The organism is Brevibacillus sp. AF8, from assembly GCF_021270385.1.
In the GTDB taxonomy this organism is placed as follows: Bacteria; Bacillota; Bacilli; order Brevibacillales; family Brevibacillaceae; genus Brevibacillus.
The window spans coordinates 1-25,979 of the sequence record NZ_JAGQDN010000019.1 but is presented as its reverse complement, the minus strand read 5'-3'; the positions used below and the strand labels follow the sequence as shown (position 1 = coordinate 25,979).

At 46.8% G+C, this 25,979-nt stretch carries 24 protein-coding genes and 1 riboswitch; of the genes, 22 read left to right on the top strand and 2 right to left on the bottom strand.

Translation table 11 applies throughout. The annotated features are described in order from the left end of the window. Positions 1-115: 115 nt before the first annotated feature. The 5 genes from rbsK (at position 116) to KB186_RS21260 (ending at position 5,598) form a co-directional block, all read left to right on the top strand. Entirely contained in the window at positions 116-1,018 is a 903-nt protein-coding gene (gene rbsK / locus KB186_RS21280; protein ID WP_173610772.1) for a ribokinase, read from the top strand. 11 nt (positions 1,019-1,029) lie between these two features. Continuing rightward, positions 1,030-1,392, top strand: a complete 363-nt coding sequence (locus tag KB186_RS21275; protein ID WP_217367201.1) for a cupin domain-containing protein — start codon at positions 1,030-1,032, stop codon at positions 1,390-1,392. 147 nt (positions 1,393-1,539) lie between these two features. Then, entirely contained in the window at positions 1,540-2,136 is a 597-nt protein-coding gene (locus tag KB186_RS21270; RefSeq protein WP_173610773.1) for a TetR/AcrR family transcriptional regulator, read from the top strand. Positions 2,137-2,201: 65 nt separating this feature from the next. Then, positions 2,202-3,341, top strand: a complete 1,140-nt coding sequence (locus KB186_RS21265) for an MFS transporter (RefSeq protein ID WP_232774319.1) — start codon at positions 2,202-2,204, stop codon at positions 3,339-3,341. A 118-nt stretch (positions 3,342-3,459) separates the two neighbouring features. After that, positions 3,460-5,598, top strand: a complete 2,139-nt coding sequence (locus tag KB186_RS21260) for an ATP-dependent Clp protease ATP-binding subunit (protein WP_221868033.1) — start codon at positions 3,460-3,462, stop codon at positions 5,596-5,598. Between the two features lie 57 nt (positions 5,599-5,655). On the opposite strand, the gene KB186_RS21255 is transcribed toward KB186_RS21260, so the two are convergent. Both KB186_RS21255 and KB186_RS21250 read right to left on the bottom strand, forming a co-directional pair. Beyond that, positions 5,656-6,279: a YqaA family protein gene (locus KB186_RS21255; RefSeq protein WP_232774318.1), complete on the bottom strand. Its 624-nt coding sequence runs from the start codon at positions 6,277-6,279 to the stop codon at positions 5,656-5,658. Positions 6,280-6,616: 337 nt separating this feature from the next. Further along, positions 6,617-7,966, bottom strand: coding sequence for an aminotransferase-like domain-containing protein (locus KB186_RS21250; RefSeq protein ID WP_232774317.1), 1,350 nt, complete (start codon positions 7,964-7,966; stop codon positions 6,617-6,619). 136 nt (positions 7,967-8,102) lie between these two features. Between KB186_RS21250 and KB186_RS21245 the strand changes: the two genes are divergently transcribed. The 17 genes from KB186_RS21245 to KB186_RS21165 all read left to right on the top strand — a co-directional run bounded on the left by KB186_RS21245 (position 8,103) and on the right by KB186_RS21165 (position 25,794). Next, a complete protein-coding gene (locus tag KB186_RS21245; protein ID WP_232774316.1) occupies positions 8,103-9,050 on the top strand; it encodes a DMT family transporter in 948 nt (315 codons plus the stop codon). A gap of 153 nt (positions 9,051-9,203) precedes the next feature. Next, positions 9,204-10,190 carry an ABC transporter ATP-binding protein gene (locus KB186_RS21240; RefSeq protein ID WP_173610779.1) on the top strand — a complete coding sequence of 329 codons (987 nt, stop codon included), beginning with the start codon at positions 9,204-9,206 and terminating at the stop codon, positions 10,188-10,190. 44 nt (positions 10,191-10,234) lie between these two features. Continuing rightward, the gene (locus KB186_RS21235) at positions 10,235-11,038 is read left to right on the top strand and encodes an ABC transporter permease (protein ID WP_047072025.1); all 804 of its coding nucleotides are present in this window, start codon (positions 10,235-10,237) and stop codon (positions 11,036-11,038) included. Further along, positions 11,035-11,832: an ABC transporter permease gene (locus tag KB186_RS21230; RefSeq protein WP_173610780.1), complete on the top strand. Its 798-nt coding sequence runs from the start codon at positions 11,035-11,037 to the stop codon at positions 11,830-11,832. The genes KB186_RS21235 and KB186_RS21230 overlap by 4 nt, the downstream gene beginning before the upstream one ends. 61 nt (positions 11,833-11,893) lie before the next feature. Next, positions 11,894-12,949, top strand: coding sequence for an ABC transporter substrate-binding protein (locus tag KB186_RS21225; RefSeq protein ID WP_173610781.1), 1,056 nt, complete (start codon positions 11,894-11,896; stop codon positions 12,947-12,949). A gap of 152 nt (positions 12,950-13,101) precedes the next feature. Further along, positions 13,102-14,577, top strand: coding sequence for a spore germination protein (locus KB186_RS21220; protein WP_221868037.1), 1,476 nt, complete (start codon positions 13,102-13,104; stop codon positions 14,575-14,577). Between the two features lie 17 nt (positions 14,578-14,594). After that, positions 14,595-15,698, top strand: a complete 1,104-nt coding sequence (locus KB186_RS21215; RefSeq protein WP_173610783.1) for a GerAB/ArcD/ProY family transporter — start codon at positions 14,595-14,597, stop codon at positions 15,696-15,698. Beyond that, positions 15,695-16,798 (top strand): Ger(x)C family spore germination protein, encoded by a 1,104-nt coding sequence (locus KB186_RS21210; RefSeq protein WP_221868038.1) that lies wholly within the window; start codon positions 15,695-15,697, stop codon positions 16,796-16,798. The genes KB186_RS21215 and KB186_RS21210 overlap by 4 nt, the downstream gene beginning before the upstream one ends. A gap of 66 nt (positions 16,799-16,864) precedes the next feature. Next, the gene (locus tag KB186_RS21205; RefSeq protein WP_173610785.1) at positions 16,865-17,698 is read left to right on the top strand and encodes an alpha/beta fold hydrolase; all 834 of its coding nucleotides are present in this window, start codon (positions 16,865-16,867) and stop codon (positions 17,696-17,698) included. A 152-nt stretch (positions 17,699-17,850) separates the two neighbouring features. Further along, positions 17,851-19,137 (top strand): copper resistance CopC/CopD family protein, encoded by a 1,287-nt coding sequence (locus KB186_RS21200; RefSeq protein WP_232774315.1) that lies wholly within the window; start codon positions 17,851-17,853, stop codon positions 19,135-19,137. Between the two features lie 15 nt (positions 19,138-19,152). Then, positions 19,153-19,776: a YcnI family copper-binding membrane protein gene (locus tag KB186_RS21195; RefSeq protein ID WP_173610787.1), complete on the top strand. Its 624-nt coding sequence runs from the start codon at positions 19,153-19,155 to the stop codon at positions 19,774-19,776. Positions 19,777-20,070: 294 nt separating this feature from the next. Continuing rightward, positions 20,071-21,312: an MFS transporter gene (locus tag KB186_RS21190; protein ID WP_232774314.1), complete on the top strand. Its 1,242-nt coding sequence runs from the start codon at positions 20,071-20,073 to the stop codon at positions 21,310-21,312. A 166-nt stretch (positions 21,313-21,478) separates the two neighbouring features. Beyond that, a complete protein-coding gene (locus tag KB186_RS21185) occupies positions 21,479-21,700 on the top strand; it encodes a WYL domain-containing protein (protein ID WP_232774313.1) in 222 nt (73 codons plus the stop codon). A 95-nt stretch (positions 21,701-21,795) separates the two neighbouring features. Continuing rightward, complete coding sequence (locus KB186_RS21180; protein WP_221868042.1) at positions 21,796-22,062, top strand: hypothetical protein; 267 nt, start codon at positions 21,796-21,798, stop codon at positions 22,060-22,062. A gap of 243 nt (positions 22,063-22,305) precedes the next feature. Continuing rightward, the gene (gene rsgA, locus KB186_RS21175) at positions 22,306-23,391 is read left to right on the top strand and encodes a ribosome small subunit-dependent GTPase A (protein ID WP_221868043.1); all 1,086 of its coding nucleotides are present in this window, start codon (positions 22,306-22,308) and stop codon (positions 23,389-23,391) included. 136 nt (positions 23,392-23,527) lie between these two features. After that, positions 23,528-23,629, top strand: a riboswitch (purine riboswitch). A 231-nt stretch (positions 23,630-23,860) separates the two neighbouring features. Then, positions 23,861-24,451: a xanthine phosphoribosyltransferase gene (locus KB186_RS21170; RefSeq protein WP_015892653.1), complete on the top strand. Its 591-nt coding sequence runs from the start codon at positions 23,861-23,863 to the stop codon at positions 24,449-24,451. A gap of 32 nt (positions 24,452-24,483) precedes the next feature. Beyond that, positions 24,484-25,794 carry a nucleobase:cation symporter-2 family protein gene (locus KB186_RS21165; RefSeq protein WP_173610792.1) on the top strand — a complete coding sequence of 437 codons (1,311 nt, stop codon included), beginning with the start codon at positions 24,484-24,486 and terminating at the stop codon, positions 25,792-25,794. The last annotated feature ends 185 nt before the right edge of the window (positions 25,795-25,979 follow it).

Genomic DNA, 25,979 nt, shown 5'->3' with positions numbered 1-25,979 from the left:
CTATGCTCCAAGTCTTAGGAACAATCCCGAGAAAATACGTTGACTTCTTGAATGAAAAGCACTATTTTGTAACCGACCGAATCATCATGTTCGAGATTAGCTAGGAGGGCTCGTCGTGAAAATCGCAGTAGTAGGAAGCATCAATATGGATCTCGTAACCCATGTACATCATTTACCCAAAGCAGGAGAAACGATCGCAAGCCATCACTTCGAGCTGATCCCGGGTGGAAAGGGAGCGAATCAGGCGGTAGCAGCGTCTCGCCTGGGTGGGCATGTCTCCATGATTGGAATGGTAGGAGAGGATGAGAACGGCCGAGTTATGCTGGGAGGGCTAACAGATGCGCACGTTCACATAGAGGGGATCAAATGCTCAGGTACGACAGGCATGGCTTTTATCAATGTAAGTGACGATGGGGAAAATAACATCGTGCTTGTTCCAGGAGCGAATGCGCTCGTCAGCACAGAGCATATTGCAGACCATTTGTCTATTTTAAAGGACAGCGACGTCGTATTGCTCCAATTGGAAATCCCGATGCCTGTCGTGGAATATACAGTCAAAGAGGCGGCTCGACTCGGCAAGCTGGTCATTTTAAATCCGGCACCTGCACGCAAGCTATCCAGCGAGCTATTAACTCATGTACATACCTTAACCCCAAATGAAACAGAGCTTTCTATTCTCACAGGAATGCCTGTATCCACGATAGACGAAGTGCATGCTGCTGCCAAAAAGCTTTTGTCTGGTGGACCAAAGCGCGTCATCGTGACGTTGGGGGAAAAGGGCGCTCTCTTAGTCACCGCCGATAAGGCGACCCATATCCCTGCTTTCCGCGTAGAGCCAGTGGATACAACTGCGGCAGGCGATTCATTTACGGCAGCTTTTGCGGTTGGGATCACACAAGGAATGACCGAAACCGAAGCGGCCACTTTCGCCAGCAAAGTCGCAGCGATTGTCGTTACAAGGAATGGTGCGCAGCCATCCCTGCCTACTTTTGATGAAGTACAGGCATACTCTTTTTAATGGAGGGGAAAATGGTGGAAAAGGTCAATTTAGCTGAAAAATTTTCGTTATTCGATGAGCATTGGAGTCCCAAAATTGCAGGAGAAATCAATGACTCCTATGTAAAGCTAGTCAAATTAAAAGGAGAGTTTGTCTGGCATCAGCATGAAAATGAGGATGAAATGTTTTTAGTAGTGAAAGGGAAACTGCTTATCAAGTTTCGGGATAAAGATATTTGGTTAAACGAAGGGGAATTTGTCATTGTTCCAAAAGGGGTAGAGCATATGCCAGTTGCAGAGGAAGAGGTTCATGTATTATTGCTTGAACCAAAGTCGACGCTGAATACTGGAGATCAAGTAAACGAAAAAACAGTAACTGATTTAGAGAGAATATAATCAATGAGCAAGCCTATTTTGAGAAATGATTTTCAAAATAGGTTTTTTCTTTATGCGTAGTTACAGTTGCGGATAGTTCATTTGTTGACCGAGCGGTACAAAATGTGTAAGATTTCCATAACAGTTGGAAACGAAAGGAGGATTCCGGTGAGCAAACGCGGCAGACCTCGTGATTTTGATTACGCGTCCATCGTAGATGTGGCTATGAAAACATTTTGGTCAAAAGGCTACAATGGTTGTTCTACACATGATTTATGCAGTGATACTGGACTGGGGAAAGGCAGCTTGTACAATACGTTTGGCAGCAAACAGGACCTGTATCTCGCAGTGGTGGAACACTATCACGATACCGGGCTTCGTGAACAGCGGGCATTATTGGAGAGTCCGGGTTCTGTGAAAGAACGGTTGCAAAATTTTTTGGCTTGGGCATTGGTGGAAGACTTTGAATCTACGAATCCAAAGGGGTGTTTGCTGATCAATGCGGGATTGGAACGGGCAAAAGAAGATCCCAAGATTGAAGAAATTGTCTCCAGACATGTTGAACTTCTGAAGCAGACCATGGAAAAAGTGATGGAGGAAGGCTTGCGAACGGGCGAAATCTCCAAAAAACGATCTGCGGTGGATTTGGCAAGCTTATTTTTAAGCAGTTACTACGGCTTTCGTGTGTTGAATACATCCACACAGAATCGGACATTGGCTGAACAAATCATGAATGGCACGATAGAATCTATCTTCGGCGCGTAATGCGCTCTTTTTTTGAGTGATTTTTGTACCGATTGTTACAATAATTAGATAAGGAGTGTTCCTTAATGCCGTCGATTATTTATTTGTTAGCGGTAGCGATTTTTGCGATGACGACTTCTGAATTTATGGTGGCTGGGATGATGAATGAACTTGCCGATGATTTTGGCGTGTCGATCCCATCCATCGGGTATTTCATTACGGCGTATGCGGGGGCAATGGTGATAGGAGGTCCCGTCCTGACAGCAACTCTCTTGCATATTCGCCGAAAACAAGCGCTGCTTTCTTTGGTTGCCGTCTTCTTTATTGGTCAAGCGTTAGGGGCAATAGCTTGGAATTACGAGTCGATGATGCTTGCTCGTATCCTAACGGGTATCGCTTCATCCGCAGCGTTTGGTATCTCCGTCAGTATTTCAGCCAGCTTGGTTCCCCCTCATTCACGGGGAAAGGCTGCTTCGATTGTCTTGGCAGGCTTAATGATTGCTACTGTCATCGGGCTCCCTCTGACAACCGTGATTGCACAATATTTCGGCTGGAGAATGAGCTTTTGGGCTGTTGCGGTAGCCGTATTATTATCAGGGATCTTGATTCAATGGATGCTCCCTTCCTCTGCACAAAGAGACCAGATGAATGGAAAGGATGAGCTTGCCAGTTTTCAAAATCCACACCTTTGGGCCGCGTATGCAACGAGTATGCTGATCATTGGTGGTACGTTCGCAGCGTTTAGTTATTTTACTCCGATTCTTACCGGTGTAACGGCATTTTCGGATGCGAGTATCCCGTATTTGCTTGCCCTTTACGGTATCGCGACCGTGATCGGAAATAGCGTGATTGGCAGACTTGCCGATCGTTTTACCATGCGAATCCTTGTAACGGGATTAAGCATACTCCTAGGGGCATTGGTTCTGTTTGCGGTAGGTGCCGAAAATAAATGGATCGCAGTGCTGTCCATTGTTCTGATTGGGTTGACGGGCGTAGCGATGAATCCGGCCATGATTGCACGCGTTATGAAAACAGCAGGCAGTGGGACGATGGTAAACACGGTACATACTTCCTTTATTACATTGGGAGTTGCCATTGGTTCTTCTTTAGGTGGGATCGGAATCAGCAGTGGCTATGGACTTGTTTCACCATTGTGGGTAGGTGCTTGTTTAGCTGTAATCGGGTTACTTTCAATCGTTCCCTACCTGAAAAAGAGCAAAGTTTAAAAAACCATACAATCCCTCTTGAAAGTCAAAGAAGGTCAAACTATAATAAAGTCAACGAAGGTCAGAAAAGGTCAAAGATCTTCTGAATTCCAAAACAAAGCTTTTGGGGGGATTGAATATGCATTGTGAAATCTGCAAACAACGTGAAGCAACTGTGACTGTTCATATACGTGTACAAAATCAGCAACAAAAGTACGATCTGTGCCAGGATTGCAAAACAAAGCTAACTAATAAAATGGGAGTGGGCATGGGCTTTAGTCCTTTCTCCTCCTTCTCTGGACTGGATGAGTTCCTGCAAGGCTTTGCCCAAGGTCGGGTGAATCCAGGCAAGTCTTCAGGCCAACCGCAGCAACAATCACCAGAGCGCGGTGGAGGCATCCTCGATGACCTGGGCCGTAATCTAAACGATGCGGCACGTGCCGGACTGATTGACCCTGTGATTGGACGCGAACAAGAAATCGAGCGTGTGATTGAGATTTTGAACCGACGTAACAAAAACAATCCAGTTCTGATCGGGGAGCCAGGCGTCGGGAAGACGGCGATTGCGGAAGGCCTGGCTCTGCGCATTACGGAAGGGCAAGTACCGACCAAGTTGAAAAACAAGCAGGTGTACATTTTAGATGTCGCCTCTCTGGTGGCAGGGACGGGAATACGTGGACAGTTCGAGGAAAAAATGAAGCAAGTAATTGCCGAGCTGCAGAAACGCAAAAACGTCATCCTGTTTGTGGATGAGATTCATCTCTTGGTGGGAGCAGGCTCTGCGGAAGGCTCCATGGATGCAGGGAACATCCTGAAGCCTGCACTGGCTCGCGGTGAGTTGCAATTGATTGGGGCAACTACGCTAAAAGAGTATCGCGTCATTGAAAAAGACGCTGCTCTGGAGCGCCGCCTGCAGCCAGTTATGGTCAAGGAACCAACCGTAGAACAAGCCATCGAGATTTTAAAAGGATTGCGTCCGAAATACGAAGCATTCCACCAAGTCGCTTACTCGGATGATGTCATCCGTGCCTCCGTGGAATACTCCCATCGTTACATCCAGGATCGATTCTTGCCTGACAAGGCGATTGATCTCATGGATGAAGTGGGCTCGCGCTTGAATCTGAGATCCTCGACGGTTGATACGACAGAGCTGCATGAGCGGCTGGCGCAAATCAATCAGGAGAAAAAAGAAGCGACGGAGCAAGAAGCATACGAACGAGCTGCCCGTTTGAGAGACGAGGAAGCGGGTATTTTAGAGAAGCTGGATCAAATCGAAGGCACGGAGCAACGCGTCCAGGTTGACGTCACAGACATCCAAGCCTTGATCGAGCAAAAGACCGGGATTCCGGTAACCAAGCTGCAAAGTGATGAGCAGATGAAAATGAAGAACCTGGCGGCCCATTTGGAAGCAAAAGTTATTGGTCAATCCGAGGCAGTCACACAAGTAGCGAAGGCGATTCGACGCAGTCGTGCAGGCCTGAAACCGAAAAACAGACCGATTGCTTCCTTCCTGTTCGTCGGTCCGACTGGCGTAGGGAAAACAGAGCTGTCCAAAGCGCTGGCAGAGGAGCTGTTTGGTACCCGCGATTCGATGATCCGCCTCGATATGAGCGAGTACATGGAGAAGCACTCGGTATCCAAATTGATCGGTTCTCCTCCTGGCTACGTCGGTCATGAAGAAGCAGGTCAATTGACAGAGCGTGTACGCCGCAACCCGTACAGCATTATCCTGCTGGATGAGATTGAAAAAGCACACCCGGACGTGATGCACATGTTCCTGCAAATTCTGGAGGATGGTCGTCTGACAGACAGTCAAGGCCGTACGGTGAATTTTAAGGAGACGGTTATCATTGCGACGAGCAATGCTGGTGTGAGCGAGCGTAAAATCTCCGTTGGCTTTGGAGCACAGGCGCCTGAGCCTGTCACCGTGCTGGATTCTCTGGGAGCGTACTTCAAGCCGGAGTTCCTGAACCGCTTCGACTCGATCATCTCCTTTGCCCATCTGGAAAAACAGGATTTGGTCAAAATCGTCGATCTGCTGCTGCAAGATGTCAAGGGCAATCTGTCTGAGCAAGGAATGGAGATCAGCGTGACAGATGCCGCAAAAGAAAAGCTGGCTGAGCTGGGCTACAATCCTTCCTTTGGGGCACGTCCATTGCGTCGCGTGATTCAGCAATACGTCGAGGATGGCATTGCGGACCTAGTGATGGAAGAAGACAATGTGACAGCTATGGTCATTGATGTCGAGGATAATGTAATTCGTGTGAAAAAAGGATAACAGTCGTAAAAAAAGAAACCCCGATCGGGGTTTCTTTGCTTTTTGAAATCGTCTTATTTATTCATTCATGACTTTCTCATTGATGCCATTTCTGATGCCAGCACTTTCCATTTTCAGCTGGCGGCGCTTGGCGACGATTTTCTTCACCCATAACCCGATCAAGATGAGCGGCACCACGGTGAGAAAGATATAGAGAGAAACGTTATGGACCATATTTTCCGCCATTTTACCGTAAAAATAAAACAAGAATCCGACTGCGTAAAATTTGACAGCCCGTCCAATTGCGGCATACCCGATCAACTTCCACAACGGGAATTTCAAGCAACCCGACATGATTGTAAATACTTTAAACGGAATCGGTGTAAACGAACCGATGAAGATCGCGACTTCGCCCTTCTTTTGAAACATCTCTGTTGCAGAGTCAATCCATTCCTTTTTGAGGATTTTGTACAGAACGGATTTGCCTAGTACTTTACCGATTAAATAACCGACGGGAGTCCCTATGAGACAAGCAATGTAGCCTACCGTTGCAATCCACAATGCCTGCGAAGGATCAACGAGGCTGAGTGGCACTTGAAGAAAGAAGGCAGGAACGGGGAAGATGACTGCGTCTGCAAAAGAATGAATGAACATTCCCAAATAGCCGTATTCCATTAAGAAATCTAAAATGTTCTGAAACATCTATTTCTCCTTTGTCATTCTATCGTTAACTGCCAGTCATCAACTCAATCGAGTCGGATCGTACCAGGTAAATTTTATGTGTATAGATGCGATTCTACTTCAAACTGGCTGACTTTGGAACGAATTTTTTTGAATTGGGATTCACTTACTATGCAACGGTAAACCATGTTCCTGTATCTATCTGATAATACGATGTAGATCGTTTTCTGGTTACTCAACAATTCTTCACGTTCGCCTTGGTTTTTTTGAATGCACTCAATAGCTTCATTATCGAGATTTCGTTGTTGTCCAAAAACGCACTCTCGTCGGATTTGATCTACGACTTAAGGCGGACAGGTTAACGGTGCATGCGACGTAACACATCCATCAACACGTCAATCCCTTGCTCAATCACTGCTTCCTTGGCATAGGACACATTCAGCTTCAACATATTTTCTTGCGGAAAGCCCTCCAAATAATTTTTGTCGGCAGTATCCACAAGGATCGAACGTTTTTTGAGCTGGCTGATAACAGCAGGAACCGGGATGGAATCGGTCAACACAATGTGCGTATGAATCCCTGGGTATGCAAGGGGCTGAAAGGTGAACAGATGATCTTCATTCGCCGCAAAATGGTTCAAGGACGCCATCAGCAGGTTGGATCGCCGGTGATAGGAACTGCGTATTTTTTGCTTGTGTCGCTCGAACATTCCACTTTTTAGGTAAATTTCCAGCGCCGCTTGAGATAGCATGGAGCTGTCGATATCCATGAGTCGTTTGTGTTGGTTGAAGGAATCCTTTAGCACATCCGGTATAACAGCTACACCCAGACGGAGCCCGGGAAAAATAATCTTGGAATAGCTTTTTACATAAATCGTGCGAGAAAAGCGGTCATAGGCAAAGAGGGGATCGGCTTTGCTGTCATGCTCAAGGTCTGCCATGTAATCGTCTTCCACGAGATAGACGTCGTACTTCTGGGCAAGCTCCACAATACGCTGCTTATCCTTTCGGCTGTACGACGTACCGAGAGGGCTATGATAGCGAGGCATCGTGTAGAAAAACTTGATATCTCCCGTGCGGAAAATAGACTCCAGCTCTTCTAAATCGATTCCTTGGGCAGTGCGCTTGATCCCGACGACAGGATGCTTGCGTACTTGCAAACTTTCAATGAAAAGATGGTAGCTGGGCTGCTCAATCAGAATCGTTTCTTTGCCATTTGGAAAAGGAAGACTGCACAGCAAGGATAGAGCTTGTTGGACACCGGAGGTAATGAAAATATTGCCCGGGTCCGTAAAAACCTGATGATTCCCAAGCAGCTTGGCAACGACAGCAATGAGCGATGGCAAGCCTTGGGTGGTTCCGTATATGAAAAGATCGTTTTTATAGGTTTCAATCGCTTTATTGATGCAATGTTGAAAGTCGATGTAAGGAAAGAGGTCAGGATCGGGAGCAGAGGTCGCAAAATCGATTGTCGACGTATCTGCGGGTTGTATCTTCCTTTGCTTTTTCACGACGTAGTAGCCACTTCGGTCGACCGAGTAGATGAGATGACGCTTTTCGAGCTCATCCAAGGTGCGGATAACAGTACTCTTGCTGCATTGGTAGCGAGAGGCGAGCTCCCGAATGGAGGGAAGTCGGTCTCCGTCTCGATAGGAGAGGCTTTCAATCAACGTTTCAAGTTCATTTTGAAGCTGCAAATATTTGTGCATCCAAAAAACATTCCCTTACGCCGAATTTGTATCGGTACAGTTACTCCTTTTTTGCATTGTAGCACGATTGCTCCCCCATTACTATTAACCTAAGACGGCCGTCTGTAAAAAGTCCCCAGTAGGAGAGATACATGCGATGAAAGACCAACAAAAAGCGATTCTTGCGGCATTACTGAATGCAGGGATTACCGGCTTGTCGTTTTTGTTTCTGAAAATGGCACTTGCTGTAACCAATCCGGTTGATACTTTGGCACACCGTTTTACCGTGGCATTTATCGCCGCATCCATCCCGATCGTGTTTGGGTGGATCAAGCTGTCCATCAAGCCAAAAGACATGCTCACGATTATACCGCTCGCCATGCTGTACCCCATTCTGTTCTTTACCCTTCAGGCGTTTGGACTGGTGTATACCACTTCGTCGGAAGCAGGAATTATTCAAGCAACCGTTCCGATTTTTACCATGATCATGGCGGCATTCTTTTTGGGAGAGTCTTCTACGTGGCTGCAAAAGCTGTCCACGCTTTTATCCGTCGGAGGTGTCGTGTACATTTTTGCAATGAAGGGGCTGGGTGTAAGCGCAGGCTCAGGGAGCAGTATCGGTACCATTCTCATCCTGTTATCCGCGTTTTCTTTGGCGGGGTATAGTGTTCTGGCGAGAAAAATGACCAAGTCCTTTCATTATATAGACATGACGTATATGGTGGCGTTACTCGGATTTGTGTTTTTTAACGGCTGGTCAGTTATTCGCCATAGTACAGAGGGGACTTTATCCACGTATTTTGCCCCTTTCGCCAGCTCGGCCTTTATCATCTCGATTGTATTTTTGGGGATACTGTCCTCGCTCATGACGTCATTTATGACCAACTTTGCCTTGTCCAAGATGGAGGCATCCAAACTCAGCGTGTTTAACAATTTGTCTACGCTGGTTACCATCGTGGCAGGCGTTATCTTTTTGCAGGAACAACTGGCATACTACCATCTCATTGGCGCAGTGATGATTATTATCGGGGTGATTGGGACGAACTTCCTGGGGGCAAAATTTAAACAGAAGAACACGTCTCAACCGAAATCCACGTCTGTGTGAGAAAAGAAAAAGGATACACAACAGAGCGAATGTTTATTCATTGGCTCTGTTTGTTTTTGTGGAGGAATCGTTCGTGAAACTGTTTACAAATCGTATCATACACGATATAGTTACCTAGATTGTGAGTATAATGACATATGGTGAGATGACGGAATGAAAAAAATTATACATCTGGATTCGATTGAAAAGAGATTTGCAGATACTGTCGTCGTCCCCTCTTTTTCTCTCTCCATTGAAGAAGGGGAGTTTTTGACGTTACTCGGCCCCAGTGGCTGTGGGAAAACGACACTGCTGCGAATGATTGCTGGATTTGAGCAGCCAACGACCGGGGAAATTTTCCTGGACGAAAAGCCACTTAGCGCTGTGCCGCCGTATCAACGCGATATGAACATGGTGTTCCAGCAATATGCTTTGTTTCCACACATGACCGTGGAACAAAACATCCTGTTTGGTTTGAAAATGAAAAAAGTGAACGCAGCCGAACAACAGAAGCGTTTGGAGGAAGTACTTCAGTATGTCCAACTGACAGAATTGCGGAAGCGCACGCCAAAGCAGCTGTCTGGCGGACAACAGCAACGCGTAGCAATCGCACGGGCGATTATTAACAACCCACGCGTTCTGCTTCTGGACGAGCCTCTAGGTGCTTTGGACTATCAATTGCGAAAAAGCTTGCAGCTCGAATTGAAAAACTTGCAGAAAAACCTAGGGATAACGTTCATTTACGTCACACATGACCAAGAAGAAGCGATGGCGATGTCCGATCGAATCGCAGTCATGAACAAGGGACGAATTGAACAGATTGCTTCTCCAGCAGAGATTTACAACTCCCCGCAAACCTTGTTTGTGGCTACCTTTATTGGGGAAAACAACATTTTCCGGGAAAACGGAACGAATGCAGCGGTACGTCCGGAAAAGATCAAGCTGTACCCGGTTGACTCTGACAAGGACAAGCACAAGAAGCTGGGTACTATTGCTGACGCGGTGTTCCTCGGCAATCTGCGCAAGGTATTTATCCGCCTTGAGGGGCAGGATATGACCGTAATGGCACACCAGTACGCAGGTGACGGTCTGGACTGGCAGGTGGGAGATCAAGTGGCCATTGGCTGGGCACAGACGGACGAGGTGATTCTTCCTTGTTAAACAAGAAGCCGGTAAAACTGCTCGCGCTTCCCGCCCTTTTGTGGATGGGTGCGCTTTTCGTCCTGCCTATGCTTATGATTGCCATACTGTCTTTCCTCAAAAGAGGCACGTACGGGCAAGTTGTCTATGAGTTTACGCTGAACAATTACATCCGTATTTTCGATCCGCTGTATGGCCAAATTTTTGGGGATACGCTGGTCGTAGCGGTTTTAACAACTGTCTTTTCGATTTTGTGCGGCTATCCGTTGGCGTATTACATTTCACGGCTGGAAAAATCGACTCAGCAAATATGGCTTTTGCTCGTGATGATTCCGTTTTGGATCAACTTCTTGGTCCGTTCCTATGCGTGGGTAATCATCCTGCGTTCGCAAGGCGTAATCAATACGTTCCTGCAATCGCTGGGCATTATTTCGGAGCCGCTGCCGCTTTTGTACAATTCGGGTTCGGTCCTGCTCGGGATGGTGTACACACTCATGCCGTTCATGGTACTGCCGATTTATGTGTCACTGGAGCAGATGGATCGCCGCAAGCTGGAAGCCGCGTATGATCTGGGCGCAACGCCTTGGAAGGCTTTTTGGCACGTGACTCTGCCTATGACCAAGACAGGTGTCGTCACTGGATCGATCCTCGTCTTTGTTTCTTCCATCGGGATGTTCGTCGTTCCGGATGTGATGGGCGGAGCGAAATCGGCTCTGATCGGAAACGTCATTCAAAATCAATTTTTGTCCGCGCGTGACTGGCCGTTCGGTTCTGCCTTGTCCATCGTGCTGATGCTATTGTCCATGCTGTTGATTCTTCTTTATTTCCGCGCTACCAAAGCGAGCGAGACAAAGGAGGGATCAGCATGAAAACATTACGTCGAAACGCACTATCTGGATACTCGTGGCTGATGCTGGTCTTTTTGTATCTGCCAATTTTGATCCTTGTCCTTTATTCGTTCAACGATTCACGGATCAACGCTACGTGGACGGGTTTTACGTGGAAGTGGTACGTTTCTTTGTTTGAAAACAGGCAGGTCATGCAAGCGCTGATGAACAGTTTGACGATTGGGGTTATCAGCAGCGTCATCGCAACGGTTTTGGGTACGGCTGCCGCTCTGGCCGTCAAGCACTATTCGCTTCGTTGGAGCAATATCTTTAACGGGCTGATGTACTTGCCGATCGTCATCCCGGAGATCATGATGGGGTTGGCTATGCTCGTGTTGTTTAGCCAGGTGCAGATGGAGCTGGGGAAAGTGACTCTGATTCTGGCGCATGTCACGTTTAGCATGCCGTATGTGATGGTCATTATCTCTGGACGTTTGGCTGATATGGGCAAGGAACTGGAAGAAGCATCTCAAGATTTGGGAGCAACTCCTTGGGAGACATTGCGCTATGTGACGTTGCCTCTGATTATGCCAGGGATCATCGCAGGCTTCCTGATGGCGTTTACCCTATCGTTGGACGATTTCATTATTTCGTTCTTCGTGGCTGGTCCGAATTCGACTACATTGCCACTCTACATTTATGGGTTGGTCAAACGAGGCGTCTCGCCAGAAGTGAATGCACTCTCGACGCTTTTGATCGTGAGTACCGTGCTGTTGGTTGTGGTGGCAGAGGTTTTCCGCCGCAAAGACTCAAAAAATAATCAATCCATCTTTTAGAAACATCATGGAGTTTTCATAAAGGCAATCCCATAACTGATTTGGAGGTTGAGAGGAAAAAATGAAACGTTTCAAGTCCTTGATGATCGGCGCTTTGACCGCCGTACTTGCGGTGACTGCTGTAGGCTGCTCATCGTCATCTGAGCAAGAGCAACAAGTATTGAATATTTATAGCTGGGCAGACAACTTCGACCCAGACGTCATCAAAGATTTTGAGCAAAAATTCAACGTGAAGGTCAACTATGATGTATACGGCAGCAACGAAGAAATGCTGGCAAAAATTCAAGCGGGTGCATCCGGTTACGACCTGATTCAACCTTCCGACTACATGGTAGGCACTATGATTCAGCTGGGTCTCCTGGAAGAGTTGAACAAAGCGAACATCCCGAACATGGGCAATATTGTGTCTACGTTCAAGACACCTCCTTTTGACAAAGAAAACAAGTATTCACTCGTATATACATGGGGAATTACCGGGATCGCTTACAACAAGAAATATGTAAAAGAAGCCCCGACAAGCTGGAACGATCTGTGGAATGAAGCTTACAAAGGCCGTGTCATCATGCTGAACGATCCTCGTGAGGTTATGGGAATGGCACTGATCAAGAACGGTTTCTCCAATAGCACGACGAACACAGAGGAACTGGAAAAGTCCTTTGCTGATTTGAAAAAAGTAGTACCGAATGTTGTTGCTTTTGATACAGACAACATCAAGCAAAAGATGATTGCGGAAGAAGCATGGATCGGAACGGTTTGGTCCGGAGACGCCGCTTTCATTCACGCACAAAATCCAGATGTGGAGTACGTTATTCCGAAAGAGGGCGCAACGATCTGGGCAGACACGCTGGCGATTCCAAAAGGCGCTAAGAACAAGGAAATGGCTGAGAAGTTCATCAACTACCTGATGGACCCAGAGGTCAGTGTGAAAAACTACGAATCGATTGGCTACAGTAACCCGAACGAAAAAGCATACCCACTGCACAGTGAAGAATATCGTTCCAACAAGATGGTCTTCCTGGATACAGCAGACATTGCCCGTGCGGAGTGGCTGGTCGATGTAGGAGAAACCTTGCAGCAATACGACCGCTACTGGACTGAAATGAAGAGCGGCAGATAAAAAGTGGTAAACAAACCGAGATGGAGTATTTCCGTCTCGGTTTTTTTTGTGTTCATTTTGTCTGGGATCTTACTCTTCGGCTGGAAGGGGGGAATAGAGCGAAGACATTGGAAAAATAATAAGGGGACACCATATATTGGGGTAAATATAAAATGACAACCAACATGATTTCTGAATCCGTTAGCGAGACGCGTGAAAAATTATGGGATCAGATGCGAAATCCGCGAATGGTGTTTCGTAACCTTTCTTGTGGAACCAATAGCTTGTTGCTAGCCTATCTCCCCTATCTAGTTGATACGGTCATTCTCCAGCAGGTGTTGCTTCCTTATTTCGAAAGGTTACCTGACGAAAAGATCGATCCTGATACGATTTTGGGGAATGTTCCTGTTGCTCATGTCACCAAAACCATGGATTACAGTCAAGTCAGCGATTATCTCGTGAGGGGATGGATTTACCTTCAAATAGAAGGAATGGCGTGCGGGCTTCTTCTCTACGTAGCAAGAATACCGAGTCGTTCTTTGGGAGAGGCTCAGGTCGAAACCCAGATTTTCGGTCCCCAGGTTTCTTTTACTGAAGACTTGGAAACCAATTTAGGGGTGCTACAGGGGTATCTGTCGACTGATTTGCTTACCAACGTATCCATTACGATTGGGAAACGTAGCAGGACGAATGTGGAAATATGTTACATGGAGGAACTGGCGGCTCCTGAAAATATTCAAACCGTCATGCAGCGTTTACGCGATTTAGATATAGACGGCGTGATTGACAGCGGAAAATTGGTTCAACTGATTGATGACAATACGTTCTCTATTTTTCCGCAGCTAATCCTGACAGAGCGACCTGATCATGTAAGTGAAGCTCTGTTGGAAGGAAAGGTAGCCGTATTTGTCGAGGGGAGCCCGTTTGCTATCGTCGGCCCCAGTTCCTTCGTGGACTTTTTTAAGTCCAATGAAGATCTCTATATCCGGTGGCAAATGGCTTCTTTTATAAGATTGTTACGTTTCTCGGCTCTTTTTGTCTCTCTGTTTTTTACAGCTACTTATGTGGCTGCGCTTACATTTCATTATGAAATGATTCCATCTGCTCTCCTTGTATCGCTCGTAAAGTCTCGATCCAAGGTACCTTTTCCCCCATTATTTGAAGCTTTGTTACTTGAAATGATTATTGAATTCTTGCGGGAGGCTGGAGCAAGACTTCCTTTTAAAGTTGGGCAAACGATAGGGATCGTGGGCGGTATCGTAATTGGACAGGCAGCCGTTGCAGCGGGTTTTACCAGTAACATATTGATCATGATTGTGGCGCTCAGTGCCCTAGCTTCATTTACTTTTCCCTCCTACATGATGAGTACGGCAGTCCGCATCCTCCGCTTTCCGATTATCCTGTTAGCTGGAATTTGGGGAGGTTTTGGAATTATGCTAGGCGCGTCTTTTTTATTGATACACATCCTGCGTCAATCAAGTCTGGGACGCCCGTTTTTTCTCCCCTTTTTTCCTTTTCGCTCGCAGGATTTTAAAAACAGTCTGATCCGGTTTCCTTTTTACTCTCTCGGCAAGCGTCCGGTTATGACACGTTCTCCTGACGATACCCGTTTGCCTGATAAAGTCGAGAAAAAAAGACCAGTTCAGTAGTTAGGTGTTGAGTGTGAATGTCACGGTCCATTTTTCGTCGGAATAGCCATATGGCTATCAGCGTATCGCTTGCGCTATTTATGGTTCATAGCAATCAGGTTGGAATCGGCATAGCGGGCGTACAACGCTTTATTTATGATAGGGTACAACAAGACGCCTGGATTGCGGTCATAATAGCAGGCATTATGACCCATATTGCGGCGTGGTTCATGCTAAAAATCTTAGCGAAATACAAAGACATGGATTTGTATGACATTCATCAACGTGTATTTGGGAAATGGCCTGCCCGTGTTCTTAATTTCATCTTTATCGTATATATCATGGGCTCGGCCTTAACGATCTTGAGAGGGTACATCGAGATTATTCAGTCATGGATGTTTCCGGAAGTACCTTCCTGGATATTAAATGCCTCCTTGCTTTGCCTGGCCATTTATGGAGTAACAGGTGGTATTCGGGTGTTGGCTGGAATTAGCTTTTTTTCTGTAGGGTTGACGATATGGCAGCTACTGCTCTTGGTTTATCCCATGCAATACGCTGATTTTCATCTGTTGCAGCCAGTCTTTCATCATGATCTTGTACAGCTGATGGACGGTGCGAAGAAGATGTCCTTTTCCATCATCGGATTTGAGATCATTTTGTTCATCTATCCGTTTGTAAAGGAAAAGGAATTGCTATCGCGGTATGTACATGGTGGATTGTTTATGACCACCTGCTTGTATGTGGTAGTCATGCTGGTTACACTCTTGTACTTTCAAGGAGAACAGCTTCAGCATCTAATCTGGGCAACGCTAATGATGATGAAAATTGTAGAGTTTCCGTTTTTGGAGCGTTTTGAGTTTGTGTCCATCTCACTGTGGATGCTCATCATGCTGGATAATTTGCTGATGAACCTGTGGGTAGCCATGCGAGGGGTTCATCATATTAGTGGGCTCAAGGAGAGAATGGCACTTATCGGGATTGTTGGTGTCATGTTTTTGGCTAGCAATTTTTTGGAAACACGCCAGTCGATTAATCTCATCACGGATATTTTCGGTGGTGTAGGCTTCTATATCATTTTTGTTTATCCCATCGTGCTTTATGTAGTAATTCGGCTGTTTCGGAAGGGACCGGTCCGGACATGAAAAGGTTGCGTTTGCTTTTACACTATCTTTTAGTGGTCGTGTTATTGAACGGCTGTGGGGAGCAACATGTATTAGAAAAATTGGGACTGGCGGTTGCGGTGGGGTACGATCTTAGCAGAGACGGAAAGCTGTTGGGTACCACGGTATTTTATCAAATTGACCCGGAGGCACGTGAGCTGGTCACTGTCATTTCTGGCACAGCACATACAAGCAAAGGACTCACCGTTTCACAGAACAGGGAGTCTTCCAAAAAAATTGTAGGAGGTCAAATTCGCGTCGTGGTCTATCACGATGAGTTAGCGCGTAAAGGGATCCTGTCTCTTGTGGAAAACTTAACGCGTGATGCCTCCATAGGAAGTAATGTCTATTTAACGGTAGCGAAAGGTCGGGCGTATGATATTTTGACACATCGCTACCCCGAGAACAGCAACATTGGCATTTACCTCTATCAAGCCATACGGCAGAACGTCGAAGGGGAGAATATGATTTCCTCGAAACTTCATGAGTTCATGAAAGATTATTATGCAATCGGGAGAGATCCCGTGATGCCTTATATTGAAAGAGTAAAGAATGAATTGCATATTAATCAAATTGGTTTATTTCGAGATCAAAAACTGGTAGCAGAGATTACTTCAAGGGATGGATTTTTCCTCAAGATATTACGGGAGCGTTACAATAAGGGGGAATTGGAAATAAATATTTCCCTCGATAAAAAGCGTCTTTTTACTGTCATTGAACATATCTCAAGCAAAAAGCAAATAAAAGTTTTAGATTTGGAGAAACCAAGATTTTCTGTGAAAGTCAATATGTCAGCGCAGATTCAGGAAATGGCTGAAAAAATTGATTTATCCAAGCCTGAGCAGTTGAAAAAGGTCCAAAAAGCAATCGAACTGGCGGTTAAAAAAGAGACGGAACATTTACTGGAAAAGTTAAGAAAGCACGATGTAGACCCGGTAGGATTTGGGGAAATCTACAATATAGCCAGTCAAAAGAGTGGGAAAAAGAAATTGAGTAAAGAGGAATGTCGGGAAATCATGAAAAGGGCGAAATTTGATGTAGATGTCGAGATTATGATTTTGCGTACAGGCGTCATTGGGTAGTCGGAACAAAAAATACATAGACAAGCAACAAGCCGGGGTGAGATAGTGAGGGCGAGGTGAGAAAAGATGGAAAACGGGCAAGCTGTACAGACAGGCTTTCTCGAAGCAAATGGTGCACGTATTTACTATGAAGTAGCAGGGGAAGGCGAACCGCTCTTATTAATCCACGGCTTCAATCTGGATACAAGGCTATGGGATGCCCAGCTGCAAGCATTTGCACAAACGTATAAGGTCGTTCGATTTGATATCCGCGGGTTCGGTAAAACACTGGCGACTGACGTTCCTTTTACGCTGTACGATGATGTGAAAGCGGTTCTGCAAGGGCTTGGGATCGAAAAGGCGCATGTGGCCGGGCTTTCGTTTGGGGGAATGGTCGCGCAGGAATTCGCCCTTGCTTACCCGCAGATGGTGAACAGCTTGATTCTGGTCGCATCCGGCTTGTTTGGTCACCCAAGAAGTGAACAGAGGCTGCACGATGTGGAACGTTTCAATCAAGTATGTCAGCGTGGCACGACCGAGGAAGCGTTGGAAATGACGACACAAATGTGGTTTGACGGTCCTGGTCAGCCGGTAAATGAGCAAGCTCGTCTAGCACGTAATCGTTTTAAAGAAATAAACAGACACGCCTTTTCGCTGCCGGAGTTTGGAGCCGGACTGGAGGTTTTATCTCCCCCACCAATCGAGCGTTTGGAACATATCAAAGCGCCGACTCTCGTTATTGCAGGAGCGAGGGATTATCCAGATTTTCTACAGATCGCCGATGTATTGACTGAACGGATATCCGGCGCAAAAAAAGTCATCCTGCCTGACTCAGCGCATATCCCACCGATGGATCAACCAGAGGTATTCAACAAGCTCGTCCATGAATTTCTCGCACAAAACACTGTAAAATCATCCTAATGCAGTTTGAAATGGCATGGATCGGAGAGAATTACCGAACATGCCTTTTTTTGTTTTCAACACTTTGCCACATCAGATAGCCCGATGGAGCCATATAGATTCTCGCACTATTTTGATAGGATTAAGGACGGAATAAGGAAGCAGGTGATAGGGTGACATACAACATCAGACAATATGCGGTTGTGTTTTTGCTCGCCTTCTTACTTGTACTGACAACGGGTATGACAACTGCTTACGCCCATGCTGGCTTGATGAGCAGCTCCCCGCAAGATGGTGAGGTACTGAAGGCGAATCCGGGACAAATATCTGCGCGGTTTACCGAAACATTGGAGCCCGATCTTGTTAACGTGCGTTTATTTGACTGGAATGGCAAGGAAATAAAAGTGGAGCGGCCGACATTGCAGCCGGGTGATGCCTCGCAGTTGAATGCGAAACTGCCGAGCGATTTGGCTGAGGGGACGTATTCGGTAATCGTGTCTGTCGTATCCGAGGACGGACATCCGATCGAAGAGAAGCTCACGTTTTCTATCGGACAAAAAAGTGCGGTTGTGGTTCCGCCAAATGAGCAAAAAGCAGATTCAAGCTACTTGATCATGTACCGCTATTTGGCGCAAGGAATTATTCTCGTCGGTGGCGGCTTGTATCTGGTAGCGTGGGCAGCACAACGTCAGGGATTGCCTTCGCTTGCCCAGCTCATCGGGATTGGCAGACAAATCGGATGGAGTTTGGCGATCATCGGACTTATATTTTTGTGGTTCTTGTATGACGAATCGTTAACGGCTGTATCCCTTACGCAAGCACTGTGGCAGATGGACGGGAACTTGCTCAGTCAGTCTCCGTTTGCGATCATGCTGCTGGTGTCCTTTGCCCTACTGTTATTGATCGCGATCCCCAATATGGTTTCAGGCTGGTATGTGGGAATCTGGGTTCTCTTGATCAGCGCGCAAGCTTTTGGCGGTCATGCATGGGGCATTGCTCCTGTCTGGCTGTCCATTTTGCTGAGACTGTTGCATGTATTGACGGTCGCTGTGTGGATGGGAGCACTTGTCTACTTGTTACTTACAGTCAAAGCGGCTGAACGAGGACAGGAGTCGTTCAAGAGGTTCTTTTTGCAAACAGTTGCGGTGGCGGCAGTGCTTGCCGTCGTGACGGGCGTTGTCATGCTCTTCGTGCAAACGGATGTCATGAGCATTTTCCAGAGTGCAACGACATGGAGCTATCTGTTATATGGAAAAATAGCAAGTGTCTGCCTCATGCTTCTTCTGGCCTTTAGGCAAACCAGACGTTGGCGGACGAAAAATTCTTTGCAGCCCGCTTACTTGCGTTGGGAAATCATATTCGGGATTATCTCGGTTCTGGCAGGACTTTGGATGAGCCAAATCAACTACCCGACTGCGACGACAAATAATCAAGCCGTGATTCAAACAGATTCAAATTAGGGAGGATTTCATAATATGAAAATGAAAAAATGGATGAGCAGTGTACTGGTAGCAGGTGCAGTTTTGACGTTGGCGACAGCAGCACAAGCACATGTGAACGTATATCCGAAAGAGGCTACTACAGGCTCCTATGAAAAATACACCGTGCGTGTCCCTGTAGAAAAAGACGTCAACACGACAAAAGTGAAGCTGGAATTCCCGGCAGGTGTGAAGGTAAATTCCGTACAACCGATTCCGGGCTGGTCCTACGAGTTCGAAAAAGATAAAGACGGTGTGAACACAGCGCTTGTCTGGACAGCAACAGAAGGCGGAATCAAGGCGCATGAGTTCCAAGAATTCACGTTTGTCGGGGCAAACCCGAAAGAAGAGGGTCAATTGGCTTGGAAGGCTTATCAGACCTATGCAAATGGCGAGGTTGTGGAATGGACAGGGGACAAGGATTCCAAAACGCCAGCGTCTGTCACTACCATTAAGGCTGGTGTAGGTGAAGCAGGGCATGAGCATGGACAAGAACAAAAGCCGGCAACTGCTCCTGCCGGGGAAGCAGCGGGTGCAGGCAGCAACAATACCTTGCCATTGGTACTTTCCGGTTTGGCGTTGCTGATCTCCATCGTAGGTCTGTTTAGAAAAAAAGCGTAAGTGCTTCTTCATAATTAAGCTGTGCAGTGTGTCTAATCATACTGCACAGCTTTTTCCATTGTATGGCAATTAAAATCATTCTATAATAGTTGTAATTACTTTCGGAGGTGTATATCACATGTTAAAAACACTATTCAGAGCAAGCAAGTACACAGGAAGGAAAAATAGGAACGGCAGCATGACGCGTACGCATTTTGCACAGTAGCGGATTGCACAGTAGCGGATTGTAGAGTAGCGATCAGTATGTGAAAACGGGACGCGTCATCTGCCTAAAAAAAGGTGGATACTGCTTCCATGTTCATGAATGCGACAAAAGTATATACGATCAAAAGTTTTTTGACTTCCCTGGCCAATACAACCATGTTCACGACCTATGCGCTTTACTATATTGTGACACTGGGCTTTAACCCGTTTGAATTGCTATTGATCGGGACGGTATTGGAGTTATCCGTGTTGGTGTTTGAAGGGATAACAGGAGTAGTTGCGGACACGTACAGTCGCCGTCGCTCCGTCATTATTGGGATGTTTTTTCTGGGAATTGGATTTTCGATGCAGGGGATCGTTCCCGTGCTTGATGCTTGGATACCGTTGATTTCTGTCTTCGGCTTGGTCCTGTTTTCGCAAGTCATCAGTGGTCTCGGGTATACGTTTATCAGTGGAGCGGATACTGCATGGATTGTGGATGAGGTTGGAGAAGAGAAGATCGGTACGATTTTCATGAAGGCTAAGCGCTATTCCTTGTTTGGGAATCTGCTCGGGATTGCACTTAGTGTGGCTTTGTCAACACTCGCCCCCCATTTGCCTTTCCTCATAGGTGGCTTTATGTATCTGGGGCTTGGTGTCTTTCTGATTCTGTTCATGAAGGAGACCGGATTTATTCCTCGTGAGCGTGAGCAAGGTGCTTCCCACGTGAAGGAAATGATTCAGACGTGGACTTCGGGTGCCCAAGTGATTCGCAGTCAGCCGGTTCTCATGCTGATCTTGTTCGTGACCCTATTTACGGGTGCAGCTTCTGAAGGGTATGACCGTTTGTGGGAAGCGCATTTGATCGCAGAAATTGGCTTTCCGGAGCTAGCGGCTATTTCAATGCCAATGTGGTTCGGGATCATTGCCGCACTCGCAAGCTTACTCGGCCTCATCGTCGTAGGCGTTGTGGAAAAAAGGCTGAATGTGAACAATGAGAGGGTTGTCCTTGTGGGCATGTTCACGTTGACGGGACTCAAAATTGCAGCGATGATTGCTTTTGCTTTTTCCCCTAGCTTTAGCTGGGCATTAGTTGCATTGCTGTTAATCGGTGTGATTCAGTCTTTAAGCAGTCCGCTGTATGATACGTGGCTGAATCTAAACATTGAGAGCAGTGTGCGAGCGACGGTTTTATCGATGATGGGCCAGTCCAATGCCTTAGGACAAACGGCAGGTGGTCCGGCTGTCGGGTGGATCGGAACCCGTTTTTCGATTCGTGCTTCGCTGGTTGCGGCGGCTATTTTATTGGCACCGATTCTGATTGTGTTCGGGCGTGCGCTTAGAAGGCGCTGAGTCAAACAAAGTGTGACAAGTATAAGGCATGTGTCCATTTTTAGGGCGCATGTCTTTTTGTTGTGGAAATCGTTGGTTATTGCAAACAAAACTTGCGAACAAATGTTCTCTTTTGATATGATGATCTCAACAACAAGAAGACACATTATGTGGTGGTGACAGCCTGATGATTCAGGAGTTGAGAAGGTACGCAACGCGGCAGCAAGCAGTGGAGATCATTTATTTGAAGAAGGATGGAGAGACTAGCAGGCGCACGATCCGTCTGGTACAGATTGATGAGAACAAAGGGAGCTTAAAAGCATATTGTTATATGAGGAAGGCGTATCGTGTATTTGTATTGGAAAACATTTTGGCGATCGTACCCGTGTCAGGGCATTTTGCCGGATGAAAGGGATCATCCTCCACGCCCCCAGCCTATTCCAGCTACACTATGTTATACTAAATAGGAAACAACTTCAAAAAAGAGGAAGGGCGGGGACAACAATGGAGTTCTTCATTGTCATCGTCATCATGTTTTTGATCGTAGTATTTGTCTTGGCGTCCAAAGCTGCAAAAGGCGGAAGTAGTCGCTCTCATTCCTCTTCAGACAGCGGGGGCGGAGCCTTCTTTGTAGACAGCTCTCACAATCATCATCATCGAAATCACGACTCAAACGATCGTTGGGATAGCTATGACGGCGGAAGTGATAGCGGTAGTGGTGGAGACAGCGGTGGTGGCGGAGATAGTGGAGGCGGCGGCGGGGGAGATTGACGCTGTTGCATTTTGTTTCATTATGGTACAATAATTGGGAAATATGATTCCAAACCTGAATGGTAGGTTTGCTAAAGGAGAGATGTTTTATGGTAGTCATCAAATTTGTTCAGAGTGTCGTAGTCGGGGTCACAGGAATCCTCCTTTCAAGCGAACAGTAATACCGTTCACCAAATGAGGATTCGACTGTGACTGGTTCTGGCTGATAGCCATATATTTAACCAATTGCAGGGGGAATCCGCAGTGAATCAACTAACCAATCAACAAGTATTGCAATCTATGGGCTGGAATGAGTATTTTGCTAATCATTTTGCCCCTTATGCCGAGCAAGGCTACAGTGTGGGACGTATCACACTCGAACATAAACGTATTTATCGTCTGTGGAGTGAGCATGGCGAGCTCTTGGGCGAAGTAACGGGTAAGCTTCGTTATGAAGCCATCGGGCGAGAAGATTTTCCGGCTGTCGGGGACTGGGTAGTGATCAGTGCTCGCCCAGAGGAAAAGAAAGCCTCCATCCACGGACTTCTTCCACGTAAGAGCAAGTTTTCCCGCAAAGTAGCTGGGGATACAGTGGAAGAGCAGATTGTGGCCGCGAACGTCGATACCGTTTTCCTCGTGAATTCCTTGAATAATGATTTGAATTTGCGCAGGTTAGAACGCTATCTCATTCTCGCGTGGGAAAGTGGAGCCAATCCGGTAATTGTGCTTTCCAAAGCAGATTTGTGTGACGATCTGGATGCATGCATGGCAGAGGTAGAATCAGTTGCGATCGGAGTACCTGTTCACGTAGTCAGTGCTGAGCAGGGAGAAGGACTGGATCAACTCGCACCGTATCTGGGCGAGGGCCAGACGATTGCCTTGATGGGTTCCTCTGGTGTTGGCAAATCCACGTTGATTAATAAATTGAGCGGAGCGGAGATGCAAAAAGTCAGTGGCGTTCGTGAAGGTGATGACCGTGGCCGCCATACGACGACACATCGTGAATTGTTCCGCTTGCCGAGTGGTGCTCTGATGATCGATACACCAGGCATGAGGGAACTTCAGCTCTGGGAGGCAGATGAAGGCTTCCGCGGTGCCTTTGACGATATCGAGTCCATTGCGGAAACATGCCGTTTCAATGATTGTAAGCATATGCGCGAGCCTGGCTGTGCTGTTCAAGTTGCCATCCAAGCTGGATCATTGGAAAAGGCACGCTTTGACAGTTATCTGAAGCTTCAACGCGAATTGGCACATCTGGCGCGTAAAGAAGATGCAAGGCTTGCAGCGGCTGAAAGGGATAAATGGAAGAAGCTCAACGTTCAAATGCGGCAGAAAAAACCGAAGAGATAAGTATGAGAGCCCTTGAGAAATCAGGGCTCTTTCCTTTGTTTGAGCAAGTAAGCGCTTCCTTTTCCTTTCAAAAATTAACGCTTGCTCACAACGAGGGAGTTATGATAGATTTGGTCAATACTCGTTATTACACTTCGAAAAAAATAGATAGGTAGCTCGTATAATTTTGGGAATAAGGCCCAACCGTTTCTACCAGGTGACCGTAAATCACCTGACTACGAGTGAAAGTGCGTCTAGGGTTCCGTCTTTTTCTTTCCTATTCCAATCATAGGTTGAAAGAAAGCTGGTCCGAGCGACGCAGGCACGAATGATGTGTCACACCTAAGGGATAAAAGCCCAGAGGGACAGTTTCACTTGGCGTTGGTTTATTACGTAGCCCGCTTGTGACACTGTCCACTCTGGGCTTTCTATATTTTCAGCAGGCCGCAGGTAAAAAGTGGCCGGAACCATATCCGAGGAGGAAGAACTGATGAAAGAATTACAAGAGCGCATCGTACAGGACGGCAAGGTACTGTCGGCATCCGTTTTGAAGGTGGATGCGTTTTTGAACCACCAGGTAGATCCACAATTGACGATGAAGATCGGACAGCGTTTTGCCGAGTTGTTCGCTGGTGAAAACATTACAAAAGTCGTGACGATTGAGGCAAGTGGAATTCATTTTGCGATGGCGACTTCCTTTGCTTTGGGTGTTCCCTTTATCTATGCGAAAAAGAAAAAAGCTGTCACGTTGACAGAGGAAGTATACTCTGCTCCTGTTCATTCTTTTACCCGTCAGGAAACGTATCAAATCAGTGTTTCCCGTCAGTATTTGTCCAAAGAAGACCGCGTATTGATTGTCGATGACTTCCTGGCTACGGGAGCTGCTCTGGTGGGTCTTACGAATATTGTCAAAGATGCGGGTGCTCATCTCGTAGGGGTTGGCGCTGTTATTGAAAAAAGCTTCCAGGAAGGCCGTGGTCTCTTGGAGCAAGCTGGCGTACGAATCGAATCATTGGCACGTATTGAATCGATGTCACCAGAAGGCATTCACTTTATTGAAGAAGAGCCTGCACGCGTATAATCAAAAAATCAATAGGAGGTAAGGGTTCACTCATGCTAGCCAAACATAAAATTGTTACTTTGGGCTTACAGCACATTCTTGCCATGTATGCAGGAGCCGTCGTCGTACCGTTGATTATCGGTGGTGCTTTGAATCTGACTCCTACGCAAATCGCTTATTTGATTGCTGCTGACCTTTTCACATGCGGAATCGCGACGCTCTTGCAAGTCCTTGGCACAAGGTATACGGGGATTCGCCTTCCCGTTGTGCTAGGCTGTACGTTTACAGCAGTAGGACCGATCATTGCGATTGCTTCTACGAGTAATCTAGCGACCGCTTACGGTGCCATCATCATATCGGGTATATTCGTTGTTTTGGCAGCTCCACTGTTCGGCAAGCTGCTGCGCTTTTTCCCAACCGTGGTACAGGGTTCAGTTGTTACAATCATTGGACTGTCGCTCATTCCCGTTGCGATGAACAACGCGGCTGGTGGACAAGGTATGCCGGACTTTGGGCAACCGCACAATTTGCTTTTGGCTTTAGGAACGTTGGTTATCATTTTGCTTATTAATCGTTTCTTTACCGGATTTATTCGTGCGATTTCCGTATTGCTCGGCTTGATTGTCGGTACGGCTGTAGCTTACATGATGGGGATGGTCAGCTTCGCGAATGTTGCGGAAGCTTCTTGGTTTAGCGTGGTTGAACCGTTTTACTTCGGTACACCACAGTTCAGTATTGTGGCCATTGTTACCATGATTCTCGTTAACATCATCAGCATGGCTGAGTCCACAGGCGTTTACTTTGCACTCGGTAAAGTGACGGATACAAAAGTAACGGATCAAGACGTTGTCAAAGGTTTGCGCGGAGAAGGGGTCGCAATCGTACTGGGTGGCATTTTCAATGCATTCCCTTACACGGCTTTTTCACAAAATGTCGGTCTGGTTTCCTTGACTGGCATTAAATCGCGCGATGTGATGATTGGTGCCGGTGGAATCCTTGTCGTTCTCGGATTACTGCCGAAGCTGGCTGCTTTGACAACGGTCATTCCAAACGCGGTATTGGGTGGAGCGATGATCGCCATGTTCGGGATGGTTGTTGCATCAGGTATCAATATTCTCTCGCAGGTTGACCTGAGCAAAAACGAGAATCTGCTGATCGCTGCTTGCAGTATCGCTGTGGGTCTAGGCTCTGCTGCAGTTCCGACGATGTTTGATCAACTGCCTACTTTGGCAAAAATGATGCTGCAAAATGGTATTGTGACAGGTTCTTTGACGGCAGTCATCTTGAATATCGTGCTTGTTCACACGAATAAAAAAGCATCTCAGACTGCTCCGGCAAATGTAACTGTTTCGGAAGCGTCATAACATCATTAGATAATGAACCAACCACCATTTCCTGGTTTGATAGGGGAGTGGTGGTTTTTTATTATGTGGCTGCGGTGGGGAGAAGAATATTTCCAGTCTAGGCTCCAGGCTCCGTCCTGCTGAGGGCTGAGACTGCCCGCTCCGAAGGGATTCGCGGGGAAACGCAAAAGTGGTAGCCGCTACGT